This is a genomic window from Streptomyces sp. CNH287 (genome assembly GCF_000424825.1).
The window spans coordinates 397242-420775 of the sequence record NZ_AUKQ01000004.1 but is presented as its reverse complement, the minus strand read 5'-3'; the positions used below and the strand labels follow the sequence as shown (position 1 = coordinate 420775).

Here is a 23534-nt window from a genome sequence, read left to right as displayed (position 1 = left end):
ATCACTCACTCTCCCGGGGGTGCCCGATGCCGCCCGCCCCACCTGTGCCTGCCCCGCCCGATGCCGCTGTGGTGAGGGCGGTGATAGACCGCGCGCAGGCCGCGCTCGCCGACCCCGGCCGACCCGATCTGGCGCCGCTCGAGAAGGAGTTACGCGCCCACGCCACCGCGCTCCTAGCCGCAGCCGAGGCAGCAGCGAAGGCGGAGGACCTGTGGCACGGCTCGCTGGCCTGGTGGCAGAAGCGCTCCCGGCTGGACATGGTGCGGCACACCCTCGACTGGCCGCCCGCGACCACGCCGGTGATCGCGCACGCGCACTGCTTCCTCCTGACCACCGACTGCCGCGCCCTCCTCGCCTACCTCGAAGACGAAGACGAGGCCCCGCGGTGAGCCGGCGGCCCGAGGCGGTGGTGTCGGCGCAGACGGTGCACATCGGGGACACCGTCCGCGTCTACGGCGCCCCACGCGTCGTACTCAACCTGCGAGCCCTGCCGGGCGGGGACAAGCTGCTCTTCTTCGAGGGCGGCATCACCTACCGCCTCCTGGTCAACGTCCCCCTGGACAGCCCCGCACCACCAGCCGCAGAGCCCCCACGCCAGTGGCACTGCACCCCCGACCACCACCCCGACGCCGAACCCGTCACCCACGCCATGCAGTGCACCATCTGCGCCAAAACCTCCGCCGGCTACACGGACTTCGCCGCCGCCCAACGCTGGGCCCTCGAGCACAGCGGACGGCTGCCCACCCACACCATCTACCGGGAGATCATCCGCCGCCCCTGGCGCACCATCCCCACCGAGCCGAGGACCCCATGACAGCCGTCACCGCAGACGACCTCATCGAACCCGCCGGGGTGTGCTGCCTGTGCGGTGAGCACGCGCCGGAGCGGGTCGCGGTGGCCTACATCGAAAGCGGCTCCGGCCCGGGGCGCGTCCCGCTGGGCTGCCTGCCGTGCGCCCGGACGCTGCTGCTGCACGGCGTGGGCCACCGCTGGCTCGCCGACGACCTCGCCACGCTCGACGCGGGACGCACAGCCCCGCGCCTGCGGCCCGCACCGCCGCCGCCGGATGCGGCGTGAAGACCGGCTCCGGCCCGCCGTGACCGCCCCCGGCGCGGCCACCCGGAGCCCGTCCCCGGCCCGCGCCACGTCACCGCGCGGCCCGGGGGCAACCCACCACCACGCCGAGGAGCGGAGCCGTCATGAGCAAGCGCAGGCCGCACGAGCAGCGGGACACCGACGAGCTGATTGCCGAAATGGGGGCCGCGTCACGCGAGGCCCGGGAGACCGATGATCCGCAGCTCAAGGCCATCGCTACCCACGTCGCGGAGACGCGCGCGGACGAGCTGAAGATCCGCCACAACGAGACCAACCGCTGACCCCGCGCTCCGGGTGGTGCCTCCCGGCGGCGGCACCACCCGGCCCCACCCACCCGAAGGAGACCCGTGAGCGACTACGGCGAGTACGAGGACAAGGCCAGCGGGAAGAACCGTCCGCCCAAGGGCAAGCACGTCAAGGACGGCGCCGGCGGCAAGCACAGCAAGCCCCCACCCGGCGGCGACCAGGGCACCGCGGGCGGCTCGTCCGGCTGCATGGTCGCCTTACCCTTACCGGCGGTCGCGGTCGGTATCGTGGCGACCGTCCTCACCCGAGCCCGGAGGCGATCCGCGTGAAGATCCGCACCGTCGGCCTGTGCGCCGACCCCGAGTGCACCAATCCCGAGCCACACGAGGACAGCGACGGCACCCGCTTCTTCGGCGTCCCCGCCTGGAGCATCTGCCTCGCGCTGATCGTCGCGGCCGGGGTGGCACTCCTCGCGTACACCGCCGCCGTCCGCTGACCTCGGCCCGGTCAGCGCGCCCGTTCGCTGGCGACCAAGTCTGAGGGCGGCACCTCCAGCGCATCCGCGATCCGCAGGAGCGTGTCCAGCCGCGGCGACGCGTGCCCCTGCTCGATCCGGTTGATCGCCTGCCGGTCGATGTCGGCCGCCTCGCCGAGACGTTCTTGGGTGAGGTTGCGCGCTATGCGGGCGGCTCGGATTCGGTCGCCTGTGATCTGGCGTTGGGCGACGATCCAGGCGGGCGGCGGGGTGGCAGACGGCACTCCGCCAACGCTCACCAGACCAAGATCGAAAGTCTGTATCGTAAACCGTACAGTTTTGGATCATGATCTGCCGGGGTAAGCAGTCATCAGCAAATATGCCAGTGACACAAGTCACTGCCCGTGGGGCGTGACGGCTCGACCAAGGCGTAGTTGAACAAGTAAGAGACGTGCCGGGGACGAGTCGGGTGGTCCCCTGCTCTGAGCCCCGGCACAGCGGCCCTCTCCCCCCAGGAGGGGGCCGCGCCATGTTCTGGGAGCCAACGGGGAGTTGATCTTGCGTATTCAGGCTGTACTCAAAGCGATCTGAGAGTGTAGGCAGAACGCAAGATCGCAGCACCAGGAGTCGAAGCACCCACCCTGACCTGCCAAAACATCACCCATACAGGCAGGTCACAGCATCGCCAGACGCGATGGCTCTTCCCAGCTGGCTAAGCTGGGGGTCAAGGGGTCGCAGGTTCAAATCCTGTCGTCCCGACGGTGTACGAAGGCGCTCTGAGCAGGGAGTAATCCCAGCTCAGGGCGCCTTTATCTTTTACCTGACACGACATCAGCCTGACGGTACGTCGGCGGGACCACCTGGGGACACGGTACAGGGAAAAGCCCTGATCAGACTACGTGCGACCAGTGACCATGATCATCACGTACGGGACCGGGCTGGTGAGTTCCCTGCGACACCCTCAGCGAAGCGTTCAGGGGCGCCGACGGAATGGGAGCCGCCGGGGAGAGGTGGGCGCTGAGCGAGCGACCTGCCCCGGTGATCGTGCGGAAATCGCCGCTCAGCACCCACCACCGCGGCCGCACCAGTGGCGGCGCCACCCAGTGTGGACAGGCGCGACCGGGCTGGCGGCCAATGGCCTGTCACTTTGTCCTGCCTCGGGGCCTTCACGTGATACGAACCGGATCACGAGACACTAGCCCTGCCGGTCCAGCCATTCTGAGATCACGCGGTTGGTTTCTTCGGGCATTTCCCCCTGGATCCAGTGACCGCAGTCCAGGCCGACCACATCCACGTTGGGCACGAACTCTGCCAGTCTTTCGAACCTCGGGCTCGCCCAGTCCTGGTCGCCGTAGATCATGAGGGTGGGCTGCTTGATGATCGGGTCCGCGTCCGCCAGTTGGTGCCAGTTGCGGTCGAGGTTCCTGTACCAGTTGATGCCGCCGGTGAATCCCGACGTCTCGAACGCGGAGATGATGACGGCCAGGTCACTCTCGCTCATAGCGGGCTCACCGAGCGGTGCTTCCGCCTTGGCGAGATTGATGAATGCCATGCCCGGCTCAGGGAGCGCGGGGGGCACGTTCTTCCGGTAGAGGTTGCGGATGAACTGGGAGGTGTTGGCATCGAACACGGCGTCCGCGACGCCCGGCTGCCGGTTGAAGTGGACGAAGTAGAAGTCGCCGCCGAGCAAGGTTTCCATGACCTCGATCCATGGTGTTTCTCCGCGTTCCATGTACGGCAGGCTCAGGTTGATCAGCTTGTTCACCCGGCCGGGGTGCAACTGGGCCAGGCTCCAGACGACGAACGCGCCCCAGTCGTGGCCGACGAAGGTGGCGTCCTCGTAGCCATAGTGGTCCAGGAGCGCGACGAGGTCGCCCGTCAGGTGTTCGATGTCGTAGTCGGTCACCTCGGCCGGGCGGGAGGAATTGCCATATCCCCGCTGGTTCGGCGCGATGACGTGGTAACCGGCAGCGACGAGGACGGGCAGCTGGCGACGCCAGGTGACGGCGTGCTCCGGCCAGCCGTGGCAGAGCACGATGGGCTTGCCCTTGTTTTCCCGACCTGCTTCGAAGACTTCCAGCTCCACACCGTTGACCTGGATGAGGGTGGGCTCGGGAAATTCTGCTTGGTTGAACACTGCACTTCCTCTCTGAGGGCGCTCGCCGGCGATAGACCTCCTCGATGAGGTCATGTCGCCAGCTTGCTATCCAAACCGGTCACCTTGTGACCGGTTTTTATGAGAGTTTTGTCTGTATGCGATCCGATCGGCTGGTGGCCATACTTCTCTTGCTGCAACGGCGCGAGCAGGTGACAGCCGCGGAAGTCTCCCGGGAGCTGGACGTCTCGGAGCGCACCGCCCGCCGCGACCTCGACGCCCTGGCCATGGCCGGGGTGCCGGTGTACTCCGTGCAGGGCCGAGGCGGCGGCTGGCGCCTCGTGGGCGGCGCTCGTACCGACCTGTCCGGGTTGACCGCCAGTGAGGCACGCGCCCTGTTCCTGGCTGTCGGCCCGGCCTCGGATGCGACGCCAGCGGTGAAAGCAGCTCTGCGCAAGCTCGTCCACGCTCTACCGAAGCCCTTCCAGGTGCAGGCCGAGGCAGCAGCGTCGTCGCTGGTCGTAGACCCGCAGCGATGGGGGGCGAGCCGGATCGAGCACCGGCCGCCCCGCTTCCTCGACGAACTCCAGGACGCGGTGATCAGCGGCGTCCAGGTGTCGCTCGGCTACGTCGACAGCAATGGCGTCAAAACCCGGAGAACCGTCCACCCGCTGGGCATCATCGCCAAAGGTCCTGTGTGGTACCTCGTCTCCAACACCGAGACCGGCCGACGGGTATTCCGGATCGACCGCGTGTCGTCCGCCGACACGACCGGCGACCCCGTGCACCGACCCGGGGACTTCAACCTTGCCGAGAGCTGGAATGAGATCGCCGAAGAGGTCGATCGCAAACGAACGCCGCTGGAGGTCCAGGCGGTATGCACACCTGACGGGACAGGCATACTCCGGATGGCGCTCGGCGACCGGCTCGACGTGGGAGGCTCCACGACCGACGGCCGCATCGAGGTCGTGATCCGCGGCCCCAATGAGTACATCCTCGCCGGCGAGCTCTCCGGGCTGATCGAATGGGTGGAGGTGACCGGCCCTCCGAGCGTCCGAGACCGCCTGGCCTCGATCGGCAACGCCCTCGTCGAACGATACGGCCGGCCGCGCACCAGCGGAGACCTTCACCCGTCTTGAAGCCCGACGATTTCCTGGAGCGGCAGGTCCCGCCCACGCTGGACGGCTACGCGATCGCGCTCGGCCTGATCGCCCCACCTCAGCGAGGTCTTCCGCCACGCTTCTGGGGCGTGATCAGCGATCTTGTGCCCGATGACCTGTGGACCCGCATCGCTCCGATGCTGCCGCCACCCCCGCGGCGGCGGCATCGGTATGCAGGTCGACGCCGGACCGTCGGGGAGGTGAGAGCCAACCCATGCGGCGGACACGACGCCTGTTCTGCCGAATCCGGTCGATCCCTCCTGGACCCGCTGGGTCACTCTGGCCATGCTCGCCCACGCCTTCCTCACCGTGGTTCGGGCCGAGGAATACTCCCAGCACGTCACCCCCGACGGGCTGATCCCGCTGTCCTTCAACGAGATACAGCGACTCTTCATTCACCCTGGCAGTCCGGCCCGAGCGCGCGCCGGCCACTAGCGACGACAGGCAGCCACCACGTAGAGATCACGATCTTGCCCGTCGGAGGCTCCCGGGACGAGGAAGGCCGCTTGCGAAATAGACGAGACAGAGAGGACGTTGCTACGACGGTTGCCCTGTCTGAAGTCGGTCTCCCGACAGAGGAGGCGATCGCACGATGATCCCCGGGGGGGATCACGCTTCCGAATCAAGGAGTCCCGCTGATGGTCAGTGTGAGTACGGAGAGCGCAGCAAAGACCGAGCAGCGGCTACGGCGTGTGATCGCCCGGGCTGACCTCGTCGTGCACGACGGCGTCTGGTGCTTCGAAGAGTCTCCGGCCGACCAGCCGCCAGCGCTTACCGCCGAGACGCTGGCAGTCGTTCGGGACCAGGAGAGCTGGAGCCGCCTGGGCCCGCTCACCCAGGAGGGCGATGACGTCGAACGCTTCGGAATCTTCTCCTTCCACTTCGCCGACCATGCGGACAACAGCGGTTTCGTCGGCTGGCTGGCCACCCACCTCAAGGCTGAGCTGGGAACCGGTGTATTTGTTGTCTGTGGCAGCAACCGCGCCCGCGGCGGCATCTACGACTACTGGGGCTGTCCCATCGACTTGCTGGATCAGGCCATCGCGGTCGTCAGGACGCTACGAGACAGCTGACCTGTTCTGCCGCGGGAACTCGGCTTCGGCTCGGGCATGACCTGCTGGCGGCGCCTCGCCGAATGGACCGAGGCCGGTGTGTGGCCCTGGCTGCACGAGGTCCTCCTCGCCAAGCTCCGTGGCGCGAACGCCCTGGACTTCTCCCGGCAGTGGTTGACGGCTCCCATATCCGGGCGTTGAACGGGGCTCCAAGACGGGACGAAGTCCCGTCGACCGTGGCCGGGCGCCCGCCCGTCCGGCTCCTCACGTGGATCTGGGTAGCCGCACCTTGACGCGCACCGGGACGGGAAGGCCGGTCATGCGCACCACGGTAGGACCGTCACCGTAGGAGCGCCACGGGCCGCCGGGCCCCGTGGCCGCTCGGAAGGTCCGACAACAGGCCAAGGGCGAACTCCCGGGCCCGGCGCCGCCGGTTCCACCCGCGCGAACCGCGGCGCGATGCGGCCCTTCAGCGCCTCGAACCTGTCCTGCCCACGGGCAGGACTGATGATCACCGGCGGCCGTGGCCGTTCCCGGACCGGCACGCCAACACGCTCATGATCTGTGAGTCCCCGCCCAACCGGTGGCGGCCACCACCTCCCACGCGATGTCCACGACAGGCCGTCCGTCCGTCGCCACTCGCACGGTCTGCGCGGGGGCCCGCTGATCCAGGAGCCGTGCCTTGCGGACACTTCCTTCCAGCTCCTGTTCCAGTTCTGAACCGAGTTCTCGGCCCACCAGCCGTTCGCGGGCGGTGGCATCGGAGGCGGTGAGCAGGACTCGTACGATCCCCACCCTGACCCCCATGGCGCGCTCGAACATGCCTGTCGACTCAGGAAGCACACTCATGGTGTTCGTATAGATCAGGCGTCGGTAGCCGCGCTGGGCGAAGTTCGCCCACACGGCAGTCAGATTGCTCTCGGTAATCGCCGCGCGGTGAGGGTCCCCCTCCGGTGCAGGATGCACCTGCCCCATGAAGTCACCGTCGATGATCGCGTGCGAGACCGCCTCGGCCCGCAGCAGCGCTGAAACTTCCCACCAGCCGGCGACCACCTCAAGCGATCCGATATCTGTCCGCCCGCGGCGCTGCGAGCAGTTGAGGCACGGCAGATGATCGCGATGCCGAACCAGCGTCATCCGAGGGCCCGTCAGGCCGGGTCCTGAAGCGCGTGATCGTCAGTTCTGGGCGTCGAGTTGGATGTGCGCGATGCCTTCGTCCAGGAACGTGGCCAGGTCCTGGGCTTCGGCGTGGACGGCTTCTTGCTCCTGGGCGGTGAGGGGCCTCAGGGGGCTGATGCGGAGCTGGTGGCTGCGCACGGTCCAGGTAGCGGTGACGCGGCCGTCGACAAGGACGGTGCGATGGCCCGCGACGGACAGACCGAGGTGGGGGTCGTCGATGATGCGGCTACGGTCGCGGTAGCCGAGGATGGCGTTGTCGAAAGCCGGGAGGAACCGGACGGGGGCAGGGGTCTCGGGGTGGGGGCGGGGTGCGTCGGGCAGGTCGAGCAGTTCACGGCCGCGTTCGTCGCGGAAGGCGACGAGTTCTTCTCGGGCGGCCTTGACGGCGGCGGGAAGACCGGCCAGGCCGCACCAGGCGCGCAGGTCCGCACCGGCGGCGGGCCCGTAGGCGGCGAGGTAGCGGCGTAGCAGCTGCTGCCCGACGGGATCACTGTCGTCGGCGGGCAGGGGGGCGATGTCCCGTTCCAGCCAGGTGGCCAACGGCAGGTTGCGCACGTTGGCAGTCCGGTGCCACAGACCGCGGGGCGGGAGTTGGGCCATGGGGATGAGGGCCGCGACGAGCAGTTCGCCCAGCGCGCGGCGTGGCGGGCCGGGCCAGCGGTCTTCGAGGGCTTGTACGAGCTGGCTCATCGTGCGGGGCTGCCGGTCGGCCATGACCGCGCGGCCGGCGGCGGCGACCTCGTCCACGTCGATACCGGCCAGTTCGCGCCGGTAGGCTCCCAGCCCTCGCTGGCGCAGCATGGCGTCGTGACGGGCGCGCCAGGCGATTGCGTCGGCGGAGGTGATGAGGTGGACGGTGCGGCGCATCATGTGGGTGCGCACCACCGTGCGGCCGGTGAGCGCCTCGTCCAGTTGCTCGGGCTTGAAGTCGGTCAGGCGCGACCACAGCCCGATGAAGGGTTCCTGGGGCTCCTGAGCCTGCAGACCGCACAGGTGGGCCACCGCCTCGGGCGCGGAGGTGTCGCTGCGCGTGAGCAGGTGCTGGCGGGCGAGGGTGGCGCGGTTGAGGGCGCGGCTGTCGAGGACGGTCATTGCGTTCTCCTGTTGCGGCTCGCCGAGGCGGGGGTGGCACCCGGCGGGCAGGTTGTCGAGCTGGCACGTGGTGCCCAGGCGGTAGGCGCTGACTCCGATGCCCGTCCGTCCACCGCTTCCGCATCCGCACCGTGTCCCGTTCACCTTCGCTGCTGTACGGGTTCGGTGGCTGCGGCGGACCGGACGGCGCGGGCATGCCAGGTGGGCCGGTTCAGCCGTCGTACGGGGCGGTGACGTCCAGGACCCAGTTGACGCCGAAGCGGTCGGTGAGCATGCCGTACAGCGGCGCCCACTGCGCGCTCCCCAGCGGACGCACGATGGCCGAGCCCTCGGCGAGCTTGCCCCACAGGGCGCTGATCTCCTTGGCGTCGTCACCGCGTACGGAGACGAAGAACGGGTTCTCGCCCTGGTTCCAGGGCAGTGGCGAGGGCACGTCGTAGGCCATGACGTGGAAGCCGTTGTCGCCGGCCACCTCGCCCCACATCACCCAGTCCGCCTCGCTCTCGTTCTGCACGGCGCCCGCGTCCTTGTAGGTGACCGCGACAGTATGTCCGCCGAAGACGGACGCGTAGAAGTCCAGCGCCTCCCGTGCAGAGCCCCGGAAGTTCAGGTGAGTGGTGGTCGTGACGGGCATGACCTGCTCCTTGCCTCGATGTGACGGATACGCCGCCGACCGTCCGAGCCCGGCGGCCGCCGTGGCCAGGAGCGATGCCTCCCGAACGGCTCATGTGCCACCCTGGCGGAGGTAGCGGACAGGACGTGTCCGCTACCGAGCGGAAAATGGATCTCATGCATAAAACATCCTCCAGGCTGCTCGCGCTGCTCTCGCTGCTTCAAACGCACCGTGACTGGTCCGGCGAGGATCTCGCCGGCCGCCTGAGCATCACCTCGCGCACCGTGCGCCGTGACATCGACCGGCTGCGCGGACTCGGCTACCTGATCACGACCGTCAAGGGGCCGGCCGGCGGCTACCGTCTGGAGGCCGGCGCGCACATGCCACCCATGCTGTTCGACGACGGCCAGGCCGTCGCCCTGGCCGTCGCGTTGCAGACCGCAGCCACCGGCACCACCGTCGCCGAGGACGCCCTCCGCGCCCTGGCCACGCTCCGCCAGGTCATGCCACCGCAGCTGCGTCACCGCATCGACCTGTTGCGCGTCACCGCCGTCCCACTGCCCGCGGCCCGCGACGTTCCTCAGGTCGACACCCGCGTCCTGGTGGACCTGAGCCGCGCCCTCCACGCCTGCGAGGAACTGCGCTTCGACTACACCCCGGGCCCGAGCACCTCAGCCGACGCTCCTCGCCGCGTGCAACCCCACCACCTGGTCACCTGGCGTCATCACTGGTACCTCGTGGCCTGGGACCTCGACCGCGAGGACTGGCGCACCTTCCGCGTCGACCGCATCCGGCCCCGCACACCCACCGGCCCCCGCTTCGCCCCCCGCGAGCTCCCCGGCGGCAACGTCTCCACCTTCATCGTCAGCCGATTCCGCGGCAACGAGGGCACCACCACCGACTGGCCCTGCCTGGGCGAAGTCATTCTTCACCGCCCGGCCGCCGACATCGCGCCCTTCGCCCAGGACGGAATCGTCGAGGAACTCGACTCCCACCGCTGCCGACTTGTCCTCGGCTCCTGGTCATGGACCGGACTCGCCGCGACCATCGGCCGCTTCGACACCGATGTCGACGTCATCGGCCCGCCCCAACTGGCCACCGCGTTCGCCGACCTCGCCGCCCGCTACGTCCGCGCCACGAGACGAGGCATCGATCCGACGCCGCGGACCTGACACTCCACCCCGTCACCGTGTACCGGCGGCGCGCCCCTCGACCCGGTCGGGCAGGATCGGAGCCGGCCTGCCGGAGCGGGGCTCGTCGATCAGCCCGTCCAGCCGCATCCGGATACACCTTGGGAGACCCGCTACTTGGGGGGCGTGAAGGTGACCGGGAGGGTTCGCGGGCCGCGGAACGTCGGGGCGTACTCCCAGTCGACCTCGCCGCTCGGGATGTCCAGGGTCAGATCCGGCAGCCGACCGAACAGCGTGGTGATCGCGATCTCCGTCTCCAGCTTCACCAGATGGCTGCCCAGGCAGGTGTGCGCGCCGTGGCCGAACGCCAGGTGCGGGCGGGCGTCACGGGTGAGGTCCAGGGCGCCGGGGTCGGGGAACCGGTTCGGGTCGCGGTTCGCCGCCGCCAGCGACAGCAGCACCACGTCGCCCTCCCTCACGCGGGCGTCCGCGATCGTCATGTCCTCGCCCGCATACCGGTATTCCGCCACATGCGACGGCGAGTCCAGGCGCAGCAGCTCGTTGATCGCGTGGGACCAGTCGACGTCGCCGCCGAGCAGGGCGGCTCGCCGGCCGGGGTCGTCGAGCAGGCGCAGGATGGTGGTACCGAGGAACTGGATCGTGGTGATGTGGCCGGCGCCGATCAGCGTCATGACCATCACCTCCAGCTCCTCCCCGGTCAGCGCGCCCGACTCGATCAACCGCGTCGGCAGGTCGTCCCCCGGGTGCGAGCGTTTGTAGGCCACCAGCTTCCGGACGTATCCCAGCACCTCGGCCAGCTTCACCTCGTCACGCGGCTGCTGGAACTTCGCGCCGAACCACATCTCCAGCACGTCGGCGGCGGGCGCTCGCTCGGCTTCCGGGACGCCGAGCAGGTCGTGCATGACGGCAACCGGTACCTGCCGGGTGTACTCGGCGACGAGGTCCGCGCGTCCCCGTCCGGCGAACGCCTCGAGGGCGTGCGCGCAGGTCCGGGCGGTGCGCTCGCGCAGCCGGGACACTGCGGCGGGGGTGAACGCCGCGGCGACGAGCCGGCGCAGCCTGGTGTGCCCGGGGTCGTCCAGGTTGGACAGTCCGGGCAGGTGCGGGTCGGGGTTGACCGGCGCGCCGCTGCCCAGGCGGCGGTCCGCCAGGCAGGCGCGGACGTCGTCGTACCGGGTCACCAGCCACATCCGGCCCGGGACGTGCGGGCCGCTGACGGGGCAGACCGGGTCGTGCTCGCGCAACCAGGCGTAGCCCGGGTACGGATCGGCGGTCACGACGGGCGACCGGCGATCAGCAGCTTCTCCAGCGGGGACGCGGCAAGCGGTACGACCCGCGCCTCGGTGAGCCCGGCCTCGCCCAGCCATGCCGCGAGGTCGGTGTAGCGGTGCACGCCGCCGCCGTGGCCCTGCCACAGGGTCAGGTCGAACATGCCGAGGAACCCGGCCGCGGCCGGGCCCGAGCCGGCCGGTGGCTCCCGGTCGTGGTCGAGGATGGCGATGCTTCCCGTGGGGGACAGCGATCTCGCCGCGCGCTGGAACAGCTCGCGGCACTCCTCGGGGCGGTGGCCGTGCAGGACGTTGAACAGCAGCACCAGGTCGTGCCCGGAGCCCAGGTCGTCGGTGAGGTAGTCGCCTGCCCGCGCCGTCACCCGGTCCGGCGGGGCGTCTTCGCGGAGGGCCGTGACCGTCTCGGGCAGTTCGAAGACGGTGACCCGCACGTCCGGGCGACGGCGGCACAGTTCGACGGTGTGGTCGCCGTGGCCGCCCCCGATGTCCAGGACGGTCGCCGCGGGAGGCAGCGCGGCGGCGATGTCATCGGCCAGTTCCACGGCGGCGCCGGCGAGCATCCGGCGCAGCCGGGCCGCGTGGGCGGGGCGCTCGCTCAGCCAGGTGTAGAAGCCGCGGCGGGGCGTGCCGGTACGGATGGTGTCCTCGATGTCGGCCCACTGCTCGAACAGGACCTCGTGCCAGAACAGTTCGACGTCCTGTGAGCCGGGCGTCGCAGCGGTCGTGACTCCGGCCTCGTCGTGCCGCAGGTAGCCGAAGGCCACCAGGATGTTCACCAGGCTGCGCACCCCCCGCGGGTCACCGCCGATCGTGGTGGCCAGCTCCTCGACGGACAGCGGGCCGGCTTCCAGCGCGGTGAACACCCCGAGCCGGACACCGGCGATCATGGCCCGGTACCCGGCCGCGCCGAGCCGGTCCAGTACCGGAGCCGGGACACCAGGGGATTCTTCGGGCAAGGGCATGGTCATCCACTTCCGGAAAGCGCGCCGGCTCCGGTGAGGAAGTCCAGGTGCCTGCGCAGCATTCGCTCGTTGGCCGGGGGGAACCCCACTCCCGCCCCGGCCGCGGCGGCCCAGGTGCGGGAGCAGTCGAACCGCGGGTGTGGGCGGGGGCGTTCGGGCAGGGAGAAGGCGAGCGGGGCGAAGGGCCCGGCCGGGTCGGCGAGCATCCGCTCCCGCCACCGGTGGTACGGCACCACCTCGGTCGGGTGGCCGTACGAGGTGAGGGCGGCGGCGAGGGCGGCACGGGTGAGGCCGCCGTCGCCGTGGTAATGGTGGTCCCGGCAGCGGTCGTTCGGGGCCTGTGAGAGCGCGACGATCGCCGCGGCCACCGTGTCCACGGGCACCATGTCCAGCACTTCGGCGGTGTCCGGTACGGCGCCCGCGGCGGCGCATCCGGTCAGCCAGCGGCTGAACGCGGAGCGCGGGTCGGCGGCGCCGGTGGCGGTGTCGCCGACGATGGCCGCGATGCGGTGGATCGAGACGGACAGGCCGTGGCCGCGGGCGGCGGCGGCCATGGCATCGGCCACCCATTTGCTGAGGTCGTAGCCGCTGGTGAGGCCGCTCGGGTCGGCGGGAGCGTCGGCCTCGGTGACGACGCGGCCGTCGTAGGCGTCACCGAGGAAGACGCCGAGGGTGGAGATCAGGTGCAGCGGGGCGCCGCTGTCACCGGCCAGGCGCAGGATCGCGGCGGTGGCGTCGACGTGGACGGGTTTGAGGGCGTCGTAGGGCGCGGCGAAGTGGGGCACGGCGGCGTTGTGGTAGATCGCGTCCACGGTCGTGAGGGTGTGGTGATCCTCCGCGGACAGGCCGAAGCCGGGTGCGGACAGGTCGCCAGGGACCGGGATCACGCGGTCGTCGGCCGGCAGCCGGCCGAGGGAGCCCTGGCGGACGAGGCAGTGGATCCGGGCGTCGGTCCGGGCCAGGAGCTGGTCGAGGAGGCGGCGGCCGAGGAAGCCGGTGGCGCCGGTGAGCAGAATCCGGCGCGGCGGGCCGGCCGAGGGGACGCCGGGTGGGTGGACGCCGCGGAGGCGGATTCCGGGTGGGGGCACGGCGTCGGCGCGCAGGCGGTCGACCGTGGGCAGGTCCGCCGAGGCACCGTCGTCGACGGCTGCCGCGAACGCCGCCACGGTGGGGGCGGTGAACAGCGTGCGCATCGGCACCGTGACGCCGAGGCGGTCGCGGACGGCGGCGAGGACGTGGGCGGCGAGGAGCGAGTGACCGCCGATGGCGAAGAAATCCGCGGTGCGGTCCACGTCGGGCCGGTCGAGAACGGTGGCCCAGATGGCGGCGACCGCCCGCTCCGTGGGGGTCCGGGGCGGATCTGCCGGGGCACAGGGGGTGGTGAGGGGTTCGGGGAGGGCGGTGCTGTCGACCTTGCCGGTGCTTGTGGTGGGCAGGGCGTCGAGGACGACCACGGTGTCCGGCACGAGATGCGCGGGCAGTCGGGCGGCGCAGAAGGCTCGCAGGCCGGGAGCGTCCGGGACGGCGACCCGCGAGTCGGGGGTGGCCGGACCGGGTGCGTTCCGGGCGGGCGTGGTCGCGGCCGGGGCGGGTGTGGGCGTGGTCGCGGTCGGGGCGCCGACGTAGCCGATGAGGCGGTCGCCCCTGGCCACCACCACGGCCTCCGCGACGGCCGGGTGCGCGGCGAGCACGGCCGCCACCTCCCCCGGCTCCACCCGGTTGCCGCGGATCTTGACCTGGTCGTCGGCCCGGCCGACGAACTCGAGCGTGCCGCGCGGGTTCAGCCTCGCGAGGTCGCCGGTCCGGTACATGCGGGCGCCGGGGTGGGCGCCGTACGGGTCGGCGACGAAGGCCGCGGCGGTCGCGGCCGGGTATCCCCGGTACCCCCGGGCGGGCGCCATCCCTCCGATGTAGACCTCACCGACCACGCCGACGGGCACCCGGCGCAGAGTCCGGTCGAGGAGGTGGACGCGGACGTGTGGCAGCGGGCGGCCGATCGGCAGCCGGGTGGGGTGCTCGCGGCCGTCGACGGTGCGATGGCTGGTCGCGCAGACGGTGGCCTCCGTCGGGCCGTAGTGGTTGTGGAGGGGAATGCCGTGCTGCGCCCACGCCCGGACGGTGGCCGCCGGGACGATGTCGCCGCCGACCATCATGATCTCCAACGGGAGGCGTTCCCCGGCGAGATCGGCGACCCAGCGCTGCCAGAGGGGAGCCGCCGTGTCCACCGCGGAGACCCGGTGCTCGGCGCAGAGCTTGAGGAGGTCCGGTCCGGTGAGGCCGCCCGGGTCGGGGTGGATGACCAGGGTGGCTCCGGCCGCGAGGACCGGGAAGATGTCGCCGAACGCGGCGTCGAAGTGCGGGGGCGGGACCATGAGGAGGCGGTGCGCGGCGGTGAGGCCGTGTTCGGCGATGAACGCGGTGGTGAGGTTGAGGAGCGTGTCGTGCTGTACCTCGACGCCCTTGGGTTCGCCGGTGGAGCCGGAGGTGTGGACGACGTAGGCGAGTTGCAACGGGTGGAGGGGCACAGGTTCGTGGTCGCCGGTGGCGGGGAGGGCGTCGCGGGTCAGGACGGTCCGCGCCCCGCTGGCGGTGATCAGGGCGCGCTGGCGGGAGGGCGGCTGGGCGGGGTCGACGGGGACGAAGCATCCGCCCGCCTTGAGCACGCCGAGGATCGCGATGATCGCGTCGGCGCTGGACGGGATGGTGATCGCGACCGGGTCCTCGCTCCGGATACCGGCCTCGCGCAGGCGGCGGGCGACGGCTGAGGATCGGCGGTCCAGGTCGCGGTAGGTGAGGGGGGCGGCGGCGAGGTCGAGGACGGCGGTGGCGTCAGGCGTTCGGGCGGTGTGGGCCGCGATCAGGTCGACCACCGTCGTGGCGGCCGGGCGGATGTGCGCGGCCGGGCCGGTGTACGGGGTGTCCGCTCCGCCGGGGGAGGCCGGGTCGGACCGCGTGCCGAGGGCGGTGTGGACGGCGCTGTCGGCCGGGGACAACAGGTCCAGGTGTGCCAGCGGAAGACCGGGGTGGCGGGTCACGGCCTCCATGACCGCCAGCACCTGGTCGGCGATTCTGCTGATCGTGTCCGCCTCGTACCGGTCGGTGCGGTAGTCGATGAGGGCGGGCCAGTCGCCCTCACCCTCCCTGAGGTGGAGGGTGAGGTCGAAACGGCTGGTGGCGCGGTCGATCGGCAGCGGGGTGGTGGTCAGACCGGTGAAGGTGACGGGTGCCGTCCCGCGGTTGAGGACCAGCATCGTCCGGATCAGCGGGTGGTCCTCCCGCGGGGTGGGGACCGTGGTGAGGATGTCGGCCAGGGAGATGTCGGCGTGGTCCATCGCGTCGGCCACCACTTTGGTGGCGTCGGCGAGCAGGTCGCGGGGGGTGGCTCGACGGTTCGTGCGGAGCCGGAGCGGGAGGGTGGTCACGAACATGCCGATCGCGTCGTCGCACCCGGCCGGGCGGGTGCTGACCGGGGCGCCGACGACGAGGTCGTCACCACCGTCCCGGGTGGAGGAGACGAGGGCGAAGACGGCGAGGAGACCGGCGAAGGTGGTGGCCCGCTCTCCCCGGCACCAGGTGGCGAAACGGTGGGCGAGCCCGGCCGGGACGGTGAACCGGTGGGTGGCACCGGGGACGCCCGCGCGGCGGGGGCGGGCCGGGGCAGGGTGGTCGGCCAAGGGTCCGGAGACGGGCGGGGCGTCGCGGAGTGTCTCGGCCCAGAACGCGGTGGTTGCCTGCCGTGGACCCACGGCTGCCGGTGCGGGGCCCGGCAGTTCCGGTGCACTGCTCCGCGCGCTGAGCGCGGCCCGCGGCCCCTGGGCATCCGCGGTGGCCAGGAGCGTCAGCAGGTTCGCTATCGAGGTGTCGTCGCAGATGATGTGGTGAGCGGTGAGCGTCAGGAGATGGGTCGTGGGGGCGGTTCTGATCAGGTGGGCTCGCACCAGCGGGCGCCGGGTCAGGTCGAAGGGGTGGTCGGCGTCCCGGGCGGCCAGGCGTTCGGCCTCCGGCCACGGGTCCGCGTGCGCGCTGAGGTCGGTGGTGCGCCAGGCCCTCGCCGACAACTCGTCCGTGCAGGGCGCCGCGCTCAGCAGCGGAGTGCCGTCATGGACGACGATCGCCGACCGCAGGACGGGGTGGGTGGCCAGGATGCGGGCGAACCTGGCACGCAGGTCCGCCTCGTCGAGCGCGCCCGCCAGCCGGAACGCGGCGTGCACGACGTAGGCGCCGTTGTCCTGGCCCGCCTCGTGGAGGATCCACAGTCCGTGCTGCGGGCCGGAAAGCCGTCCCGGTGGGACGGGCGCCGGCCCCGGGGTGCCGGGGAACTGCGGAGTCCCGGGACTGCCCTGGCCCGCCTCGATCGCGGCGGCCAGGGCGGCGGCGGTGGGGTGGGCGAAGAGGGTTCTGATCGTCACCTCCACGCCGGCCGAGGCCCGGATCTCGGCGACGGCCTTCACCGCCGCCAGGGAATGGCCGCCGGAGAGGAAGAAGTCGTCGTCGCGGTTGACCGGGTGAGCCAGCAGGCGCGCGAAGATCTCCGCGATCGTGGTCTCCAGCCCCGGGCGGGGATCAGGGGCGGCAACATCGTCCGCCGGTGGGGGCAGCGCGCGTACGTCCAGCTTCCCGGAGCTGGTCAACGGGAACGCGTCCACGGACACCATCGCCGACGGCACCAGGTAGGCGGGAAGGACACGGCTCAGCCGCTCCCGCACGACCGGCCAGCGAGGCGGCCCGGCGGCCGGGACCACGTAGGCCACCAGGCGGTCGCCGTCACCGGCCACGCAGGCGTCGGCGACCTCCGGGTCCGCCCGCAGCGCCGCCTCCACCTCGGCCGGCTCCACCCGGTGACCACGCACCTTGAGCTGCGCGTCCACCCGCCCGACGAACTCCACGACGCCGCCCGGCCGACGCCGCGCCAGGTCGCCCGTCGCGTACATGCGCGCGCCGGGGAGTGGCGAGAACGGGTCGGCGACGAACCTCGTCGCCGTTTGGCCGGGCGCGCCGAGATAGCCGCGCGCCAGCGGGAAGCCGCCCACGTACACCTCGCCGACCACGTCGTCGTCCACCGGCCGCAGGCCCGCGTTCAGCAGGTACACGGCCACCCCGCCGAGCGGGTCGCCGATGCCGAACCGGCTGCCTTGGTGCACCCGTCCGGCGGTCGACCAGATCGTCGTCTCTGTCGGGCCGTACGCGTTCCACAGCTCGGCCCCAGGCGCCGCGTCCGGGGCCGTGTGCTCCTCCGCCGCGGACACCGCGGACTGCGGGGCAGCCGTCAGCGAGCCGGCCAGCTCCGGCGTCAGCACCTCCCCGATCGACACCCGGACCCGCACGCACTCCGGCACTCCCCCGGCCGCCACCAGCACCGCCCACACCGACGGGGTGACCTGCACGGCCGTGACCGCCTCGGCCCTCAGACGCCGCGCCAGCGCGGGACCGTCCACCATGATCTCCGGCGGTACGGCCGCCACCCGGGCGCCCACCGTCAGTGGCCCCACCAGTTCCCACACCGAGATGTCGAACGCCGGGGAAGTCATGGCCGCGACCACGTCCCCCGCGCCCAGCCCCGCCAGCGCCGTCGACCGGGCCAGCATCCCGGCCACCGCGCGGTGCGGCACGCCCACCGCCTTCGGGCGGCCGGTGGACCCGGAGGTGTGGAACACGTACGCCAGTGACTCGGGCGTGATTCCGGGATCGACGCGCGCGAACTCCTTAGGCAGGTCCGGGATCTCGGTCAGCACCACGCGGGCGGCCTCGGTGACCGCCCGGCGCCTCGGCTCGGGCCACAACGGTTCCACCGGCACGTACACCGCGCCCGCCCGCCAGATCCCGAGGAGGGCCACGACCAGGTCCGTGCCGCGCGGCAGGTCCACCGCGACCCACTGCTCCGGCCCGGCGCCCCTCGCCCGCAATACCGAGGCCAACGCCGCCGAACGGCGCTCCAGCTCGGCGTAGGACAACTCACCCACCGCGAGCCCGTCCGCGCCGAACCGGATCAGCTCCAGCACGGTCGACGGCGCCGGAGCACCGGCCGGCCCGGCCGCCGGTGCAGTCACCGGCGAAGACCCTGCCGTCAGCGCCGACAGCCGGTGATCGGGGCCGGCGCACGCGCGGTCCAGCAACGCCAGCAGCCGCCCGGCGAGACCGTCGACCGTCGCACCGTCGAACAGGTCCGTGTCGTGCTCGGTGACCACTGCCATCTCCGTGCCGCCGGACTCCACCATCACGGTGAGGTCGACGTCGGCCGTGCCCGTGTCCGGCAGCATCCGGTCGGCCCGTACGCCGGGGAGGACCACCTCGGCTGGGTCCTGCATCACGAGGTGCGCCTGGCACAGCGGCGCGTGGCTCGGGTCGCGGGAGGCACCGACCGCCTCGACGATCCGGTCGAACGGGACTGCCGCGCCGCCCAGTCCCGCCGCGACCGCGCGGCGGGCCCTGTCCACCAGCTCGCGGAACGTCGGATCGCCGCCGATCCCCACCCGCAACGGCACCGGGTTCACGAACATTCCGACGACGTCGGCGAACTCCGGCCCCGGCCGCCCGGACACCAGCGTGGCGACCACCACGTCGTCCTGACCCGCCGTCGTGCCCAACGTGGCGGCGTACGCGGCCTGCAGCACGACGAAGCGGGTGGTACGGGTGGCACGGGCGAGCGCGTCGACCCGCGCGGTGAGCCCCTCGGGGACGGCGTGGCGGCGCAGCTCCCCCCGGAAGGCGCGCATCCTGGGGCGGGGCCGGTCGGTGGGCAGGGTGAGCAGGTCCGGCACACCCGCCAGGTCGGACACCCGGCGGGAGGGGTCGCAGTCGAGGGTGTCCGGCGGCGCTCCAGGGTCCGGCAGGGGCCGGGCCGGGTCGGCGTACAAGGCACTGATCTCCCCGCACAGCACCGACAGCGACCTGCCGTCGACGACCGCGTGATGCGTGTTGATCACCAGTACGTGGTCGGCCGGCGTGATCCGGCCCAGACGGATGCGGAACAACGGCCCGGTGCGCAGGTCGAACGGCTCCCGTACGGCCTGCGCCGCGAACGCCTCCGCGTCCGGCACCGTCCGCATCACGACATCGGCGGCGCCCGCCGGTCCCGCCCGTCCGACCGGCTCGCCGTCGACCTCCTCGAACGTGGTCCGCAGCACCGGGTGCCGGGCCACCACCAGATCCGCCGCGCGCCGGAGCGCGTCCACGGACACGGGGCCGGCGAGCCGGAAGACCGCCGGGTTGTTGTGCAGGGGCGCGCCGTCGGCGAACGCCTCGAGGAACCACAGCCGCCGGGCCCCGGGCGGGAGCGGGAGCGTCATCGGTACGCCCCCCGGTCTCCGAACCGGCGCCGGTACGCCGCCAGATGCTCCGGGTCCGCTCGCAGGAACGGCGCGTCGGCGGCCACCATGTGCCGCACCGCCAGCAGCGGCAGCGGGCTGCGCATCGGCCGGAAGTCCGCGTTCCACAGACCGGGCGCGGACGGCGGTCCCGGGTGGAACTCGCCGATCATCAGGCCGCGTTCCACGAACCCGGGCTTCAGCTCCCGCTGCGTGCGGTCGATGTCCACGGGTGCGACGTCCGGCAGCACCACCAGGACCGTCCGGTACCTGGCCTGCGGCCCCTCGCGCGGCGGCAGGTCGGGGAACCAGTCGCGGTAGGCGGTCATCACCGCCCGCAGGTCCGGCCGTCCGGCATGCACGGCGAGGAAGAGCGCGCCCCGCTCCAGCGAGACGGCCGTGTACGGGCAGACGTCGCCGCCCCGCCCCAGATCGGGGTGCGGCCGGCACAGGTAGGACCGCGCCCACGCCAGCACCACCTCGGCGGCGGCAGGCAGGTCCGGGTGGTCCGGCTCGAACAGCGCGACGTCACCCGCCGGATGGCTCAGCATCTCCCGCTCCGCTTCCGCCGCGCCGCAGCGAGCAGCGCGACTCCGCCGAGCCCGGCGAGTCCGCCGAGGAGGCGGTCCTGGCGGCGGGCCCGGGCGAGCGCGTCGCCGTACGGGAGGCTGCTGTGGCTGATCATCGCGTACAGCGTCCGCCACCCCGGCAGCAGGCGGGCGAGCGCGAAGTCGATCCGCTTGCGGGCCAGGAACACCGGTGACCGCACCCGGTCGCGCAGTTCCACGAAGTTGCGCGCGGACAACTCGGCGAGCACGTCGGTGTGCGGGCGGCGGCGTGCCTCGAAGGCGGCGAGCGCGTCGCTGGGGGCGTACGCGGCGAGACACGCGTCGAGCACCGCGCAGTCCTCGAACGCGGCGTTCATTCCCTGGCCGTAGAACGGGAACACGGCGTGCGCGGCGTCGCCGACGAGGACGACACCGTCGTGCTGCCAGGGCGCGGTGCGCACCGAGACCAGGCTGCCCGGCTCGTGTGCGAGGAACTGCGTGACCAGGTCCGGCACCAGATCGGTCAGGTCGCCGAACTCCTCGGCCAGGAACGCCCCGGCCCGCGCCGGGTCGCGCAGCCCCGAGAACCCGGTCTCGCCGTCGAAGGGCAGGAACACGGTGCCGGTCAGCGATCCGTCCGGGTTGGGGTGTGCCACCACCAGCCCGCGCCTGCTCGGCCACACGTGCAACGCCTCCGGCCGGTCGACGGCGGGGATGGTGAACTCCCGGTAGCCCCAGTCCAGGTGCGTCTGGTGGAACTCGCCGCGCACCCGGCGGCGCAGGTGCGTGCGCACGGTCGAGTACGCGCCGTCCGCGCCCACGACGAGATCCGCCGAGAACGTCCGGGCCGGGGTCCGCACCTCGGTGCCGGCCAGGCCGGTGACGCGGTGCCCGAACCACAGCCGCACCCGGGGCACCGCTTCGGCGGCGTCGAGCAGGGCGATGTTCAGGTCGTGGCGGCGGACCGAGTGCAGCACCTCGGTGTCGTCCGCGCCGTAGGGCTGGTAGGTGGCCCGGCCGCCGTGGTGGACGATCCGCCCGCGCATGGGAACCGCTTCGGCCAGGGCCCCCTCGAGGAGGCCGATATCGCGCAGCGCCGCCCGCCCGCGTTCGGACAGCCCGACGCTGATCGACGCGGCCTCCGGGCCCTCCTTGCCGCGCGGGTCGCCGCGCCGCTCCACCACGTCCACCCGGTGGCCGCGGCGGGCCAGCCGGATCGCCAGCATCGTTCCGGCCATACCCGCCCCGACGATGACGACGTTCATGTCCGGCCCCTGGCCGGGTCCAGCGACGCCACCGGGTCCACCGGGTCCACCGCGGACAGAGCCTTGGCGAGATCAGCGGGGGTGGCGGCATCGAACACGGTGGCCACGGACGCCTCCACGGCCAGTTCGACCCGCATCCGGCTGACCAGCGCGGCGGCCATGAGCGAGGTGCCGCCGAGGGCGAAGAAGTCGTCGTCCGGCGCGACCGAATCCACCGACAGCACCTCGGCGAACAGCCGGGCGAGGTCGTCGGCGAGCGCACCCGACGCCCGCGGCGCGGGCTCGGCGAACCCGGCCCGGTCCAGCTTTCCGTTGGGGGTCAGCGGGAAGTGCCCGACCACCTCGATCATGTCCGGGACGAGGTGCTCCGGCAGCCGCTCGGCCAGGTGCGCGCGCAGGTCCGGCACGCTCGCCCCGCGGCGCGGCACCACGTAGCCCGCAAGCCAGGCGCCGAGCGGTCCGGAGCGGGCGACGACCGCCGCCCGCTCCACCGCCGGGTGAGCGCCGAGCGCGGCCTCCACCTCGGCCGGTTCGACCCGGTGGCCGCGGATCTTCACCTGATCGTCGGCCCGGCCGAGGAAGAGCAGGTCGCCGTTCGGCAGTACGCGGACCAGGTCGCCGGTGCGGAACATGCGCGAGCCGGGCGGACCCCACGGGTCGGCGACGAACCGCTGCGCGGTCTGCCCGGGGCAGCCCAGATAGCCGCGCGCGACCCCGGCGCCGCCGACGTACAGCTCGCCCTCGGCGGCCGGGGCGCACGCCTCGTCCAGCACACGCAGTTCGGTGCCGGGGATCGCCGCCCCGATCGGCACCACCGGGCCGCCGGCGAGCGGCGCGCTCATGGTGGCGCACGCGGTCGTCTCGGTCGGGCCGTAGGCGTTGATCATCCGTCGCCCGGCAGACCACCGGGCGACGAGGTCCGGGCCCAGCGCCTCCCCCGCCACGATCAGGCAGGCGACCGAAGGCAGCGCCATGTCCGGCTGGGTGGCCAGCGCGCTCGGGGGCATGCACACGTGGGTGACGCCGTGCTCGGCGACGAACCGGGCGAACGGCTCGCCGGGCGGCAGGCCCTCGGGCGGCGCGAGAACGAGCGCAGCCCCGGTGAGCAGCGCCATGCACAGGTCGGCGACGGCCACGTCGAAGCCGACCGACGCGTACTGCAGCACCCGGGCACCCGGGCGGGCACCGAAGCGTTCCTGCTGCGCCGCGACGAGATGCGCGATCCCCGCATGGGGAACGACCACGCCCTTGGGTCTTCCGGTCGAGCCGGAGGTGTAGATGACGTAGGCGGCGCACGCAGGATCTGGTTCCGCCCGCGGGGCGGCGGACACCGGCGTGGCCTCCAGCGCCCGCAGCTCCTCCGGCGTCAGCATCAGGGCGGGACGGGCGTCGGCGAGCACGGCGGCCACCCGCTCCGGCGGTTGGGCGGAGTCGACCGGCAGGTACGCGGCCCCCGCGGCGAGCACCGCGACGACGGCCACCACCATGTCCGCGCCGCGCGGGATCGTGACGGCGACGATGTCGTCCGGTCCCACTCCGCGCTCGCGCAGCCCGCCCGCCACCGCGGATGCGCGGGCGTCGAGCTGCCCGTAGGAGAGCGTGCCGTCACCGGTGACAACAGCGATCGACTCCGGGGCCCGGGCGACCTGGCGCCGGAACATCCCCACCATCGTCTCGGCCGGTAAGGGATTCACCTTGTCTAATCGCGCGTCCACTGCGGTTTCACACTCCGTGACCCACGGAAATCCATTAGGGGAACGGGGGGAACTCTGTCCCATGACGCGGATCGGTGTCAACGAGTCGGCGAGGTACTTACTCGGCGCGCACCCGGTGCGCCGAGAGCAATGGCAATTATGAGAACTTGCTCATGAAATCTTTGTCCCGCCGGTCTGTGCGGTGCTATAACCTGGCCAGCATCTTGCAGCCGCTTCCCGAGAACTGATCAGTTACGCGCCGCCGAGCGTGACCAAGTCTGCTCGGAAATGGGTTGGCCCATCTGGAGGAGTTC

At 72.0% G+C, this 23534-nt stretch carries 20 protein-coding genes and 2 pseudogenes; 11 read left to right on the top strand and 11 right to left on the bottom strand.

Annotated features, from left to right (window positions below):
• Positions 1 to 80: 80 nt before the first annotated feature.
• The 6 genes from H299_RS0104850 to H299_RS39465 all read left to right on the top strand — a co-directional run bounded on the left by H299_RS0104850 (position 81) and on the right by H299_RS39465 (position 1837).
• A complete protein-coding gene (locus H299_RS0104850) occupies positions 81 to 389 on the top strand; it encodes a DUF6415 family natural product biosynthesis protein (RefSeq protein ID WP_027747494.1) in 309 nt (102 codons plus the stop codon).
• On the top strand, positions 386 to 814 hold the full coding sequence (locus H299_RS40185) for a DUF7848 domain-containing protein (RefSeq protein WP_486587149.1): 429 nt from the start codon (positions 386 to 388) through the stop codon (positions 812 to 814). The genes H299_RS0104850 and H299_RS40185 overlap by 4 nt, the downstream gene beginning before the upstream one ends.
• A complete protein-coding gene (locus H299_RS32175; RefSeq protein ID WP_037757721.1) occupies positions 811 to 1077 on the top strand; it encodes a hypothetical protein in 267 nt (88 codons plus the stop codon). The genes H299_RS40185 and H299_RS32175 overlap by 4 nt, the downstream gene beginning before the upstream one ends.
• 122 nt (positions 1078 to 1199) lie before the next feature.
• Positions 1200 to 1376, top strand: a complete 177-nt coding sequence (locus H299_RS39470) for a hypothetical protein (RefSeq protein WP_158692267.1) — start codon at positions 1200 to 1202, stop codon at positions 1374 to 1376.
• Positions 1377 to 1442: 66 nt separating this feature from the next.
• Complete coding sequence (locus tag H299_RS0104830; RefSeq protein WP_027747493.1) at positions 1443 to 1670, top strand: hypothetical protein; 228 nt, start codon at positions 1443 to 1445, stop codon at positions 1668 to 1670.
• Positions 1667 to 1837 carry a hypothetical protein gene (locus H299_RS39465; protein ID WP_158692266.1) on the top strand — a complete coding sequence of 57 codons (171 nt, stop codon included), beginning with the start codon at positions 1667 to 1669 and terminating at the stop codon, positions 1835 to 1837. The genes H299_RS0104830 and H299_RS39465 overlap by 4 nt, the downstream gene beginning before the upstream one ends.
• 11 nt (positions 1838 to 1848) lie before the next feature.
• On the opposite strand, the gene H299_RS0104820 is transcribed toward H299_RS39465, so the two are convergent.
• Together H299_RS0104820 and H299_RS0104815 are read right to left on the bottom strand one after the other, a co-directional pair.
• Positions 1849 to 2100, bottom strand: coding sequence for a helix-turn-helix domain-containing protein (locus H299_RS0104820; RefSeq protein ID WP_027747492.1), 252 nt, complete (start codon positions 2098 to 2100; stop codon positions 1849 to 1851).
• A 911-nt stretch (positions 2101 to 3011) separates the two neighbouring features.
• The gene (locus H299_RS0104815) at positions 3012 to 3953 is read right to left on the bottom strand and encodes an alpha/beta hydrolase (protein ID WP_027747491.1); all 942 of its coding nucleotides are present in this window, start codon (positions 3951 to 3953) and stop codon (positions 3012 to 3014) included.
• A gap of 116 nt (positions 3954 to 4069) precedes the next feature.
• On the opposite strand from H299_RS0104815, the gene H299_RS0104810 reads away from it, so the two are divergent.
• From H299_RS0104810 to H299_RS38900, 4 genes and pseudogenes are all read left to right on the top strand, one after another.
• Positions 4070 to 5050, top strand: a complete 981-nt coding sequence (locus H299_RS0104810; RefSeq protein ID WP_027747490.1) for a WYL domain-containing protein — start codon at positions 4070 to 4072, stop codon at positions 5048 to 5050.
• Between the two features lie 279 nt (positions 5051 to 5329).
• Positions 5330 to 5467 (top strand): annotated as a pseudogene (locus H299_RS38020) (IS701 family transposase); the annotation flags it as partial.
• A gap of 242 nt (positions 5468 to 5709) precedes the next feature.
• Positions 5710 to 6144, top strand: a complete 435-nt coding sequence (locus H299_RS0104800) for a DUF6196 family protein (protein WP_027747489.1) — start codon at positions 5710 to 5712, stop codon at positions 6142 to 6144.
• 6 nt (positions 6145 to 6150) lie between these two features.
• Positions 6151 to 6367: pseudogene (locus tag H299_RS38900) on the top strand (IS5/IS1182 family transposase); the annotation flags it as partial.
• Positions 6368 to 6678: 311 nt separating this feature from the next.
• Here H299_RS38900 and H299_RS0104790 read toward each other — a convergent pair.
• The 3 genes from H299_RS0104790 to H299_RS0104780 all read right to left on the bottom strand — a co-directional run bounded on the left by H299_RS0104790 (position 6679) and on the right by H299_RS0104780 (position 9028).
• On the bottom strand, positions 6679 to 7260 hold the full coding sequence (locus H299_RS0104790) for a hypothetical protein (protein WP_486587148.1): 582 nt from the start codon (positions 7258 to 7260) through the stop codon (positions 6679 to 6681).
• Between the two features lie 39 nt (positions 7261 to 7299).
• Complete coding sequence (locus H299_RS0104785; protein ID WP_027747487.1) at positions 7300 to 8394, bottom strand: winged helix DNA-binding domain-containing protein; 1095 nt, start codon at positions 8392 to 8394, stop codon at positions 7300 to 7302.
• Positions 8395 to 8605: 211 nt separating this feature from the next.
• Positions 8606 to 9028 (bottom strand): VOC family protein, encoded by a 423-nt coding sequence (locus H299_RS0104780; RefSeq protein WP_027747486.1) that lies wholly within the window; start codon positions 9026 to 9028, stop codon positions 8606 to 8608.
• A gap of 155 nt (positions 9029 to 9183) precedes the next feature.
• Between H299_RS0104780 and H299_RS0104775 the strand changes: the two genes are divergently transcribed.
• Complete coding sequence (locus tag H299_RS0104775) at positions 9184 to 10179, top strand: WYL domain-containing transcriptional regulator (RefSeq protein WP_027747485.1); 996 nt, start codon at positions 9184 to 9186, stop codon at positions 10177 to 10179.
• Between the two features lie 131 nt (positions 10180 to 10310).
• Here the strand turns inward: H299_RS0104775 and H299_RS0104765 are convergent, their stop codons facing one another.
• Genes H299_RS0104765 through H299_RS0104740 form a run of 6 tightly spaced genes read right to left on the bottom strand, consistent with a single transcriptional unit; the run spans position 10311 to position 23196 of the window.
• The gene (locus H299_RS0104765) at positions 10311 to 11435 is read right to left on the bottom strand and encodes a cytochrome P450 (protein ID WP_027747484.1); all 1125 of its coding nucleotides are present in this window, start codon (positions 11433 to 11435) and stop codon (positions 10311 to 10313) included.
• Positions 11432 to 12409 carry a methyltransferase gene (locus H299_RS0104760; RefSeq protein WP_486587147.1) on the bottom strand — a complete coding sequence of 326 codons (978 nt, stop codon included), beginning with the start codon at positions 12407 to 12409 and terminating at the stop codon, positions 11432 to 11434. The genes H299_RS0104765 and H299_RS0104760 overlap by 4 nt, the downstream gene beginning before the upstream one ends.
• Positions 12410 to 12411: 2 nt before the next feature.
• Positions 12412 to 19695, bottom strand: coding sequence for a non-ribosomal peptide synthetase (locus tag H299_RS0104755; RefSeq protein WP_027747482.1), 7284 nt, complete (start codon positions 19693 to 19695; stop codon positions 12412 to 12414).
• A complete protein-coding gene (locus H299_RS0104750) occupies positions 19692 to 20264 on the bottom strand; it encodes a DUF6875 domain-containing protein (protein WP_027747481.1) in 573 nt (190 codons plus the stop codon). Before H299_RS0104750 ends, H299_RS0104755 begins: the two co-directional genes overlap by 4 nt.
• Positions 20258 to 21526 carry an FAD-dependent oxidoreductase gene (locus tag H299_RS0104745; RefSeq protein ID WP_027747480.1) on the bottom strand — a complete coding sequence of 423 codons (1269 nt, stop codon included), beginning with the start codon at positions 21524 to 21526 and terminating at the stop codon, positions 20258 to 20260. Before H299_RS0104745 ends, H299_RS0104750 begins: the two co-directional genes overlap by 7 nt.
• Positions 21523 to 23196, bottom strand: a complete 1674-nt coding sequence (locus H299_RS0104740; protein ID WP_037757718.1) for a non-ribosomal peptide synthetase — start codon at positions 23194 to 23196, stop codon at positions 21523 to 21525. Before H299_RS0104740 ends, H299_RS0104745 begins: the two co-directional genes overlap by 4 nt.
• Between the last annotated feature and the right edge of the window lie 338 nt (positions 23197 to 23534).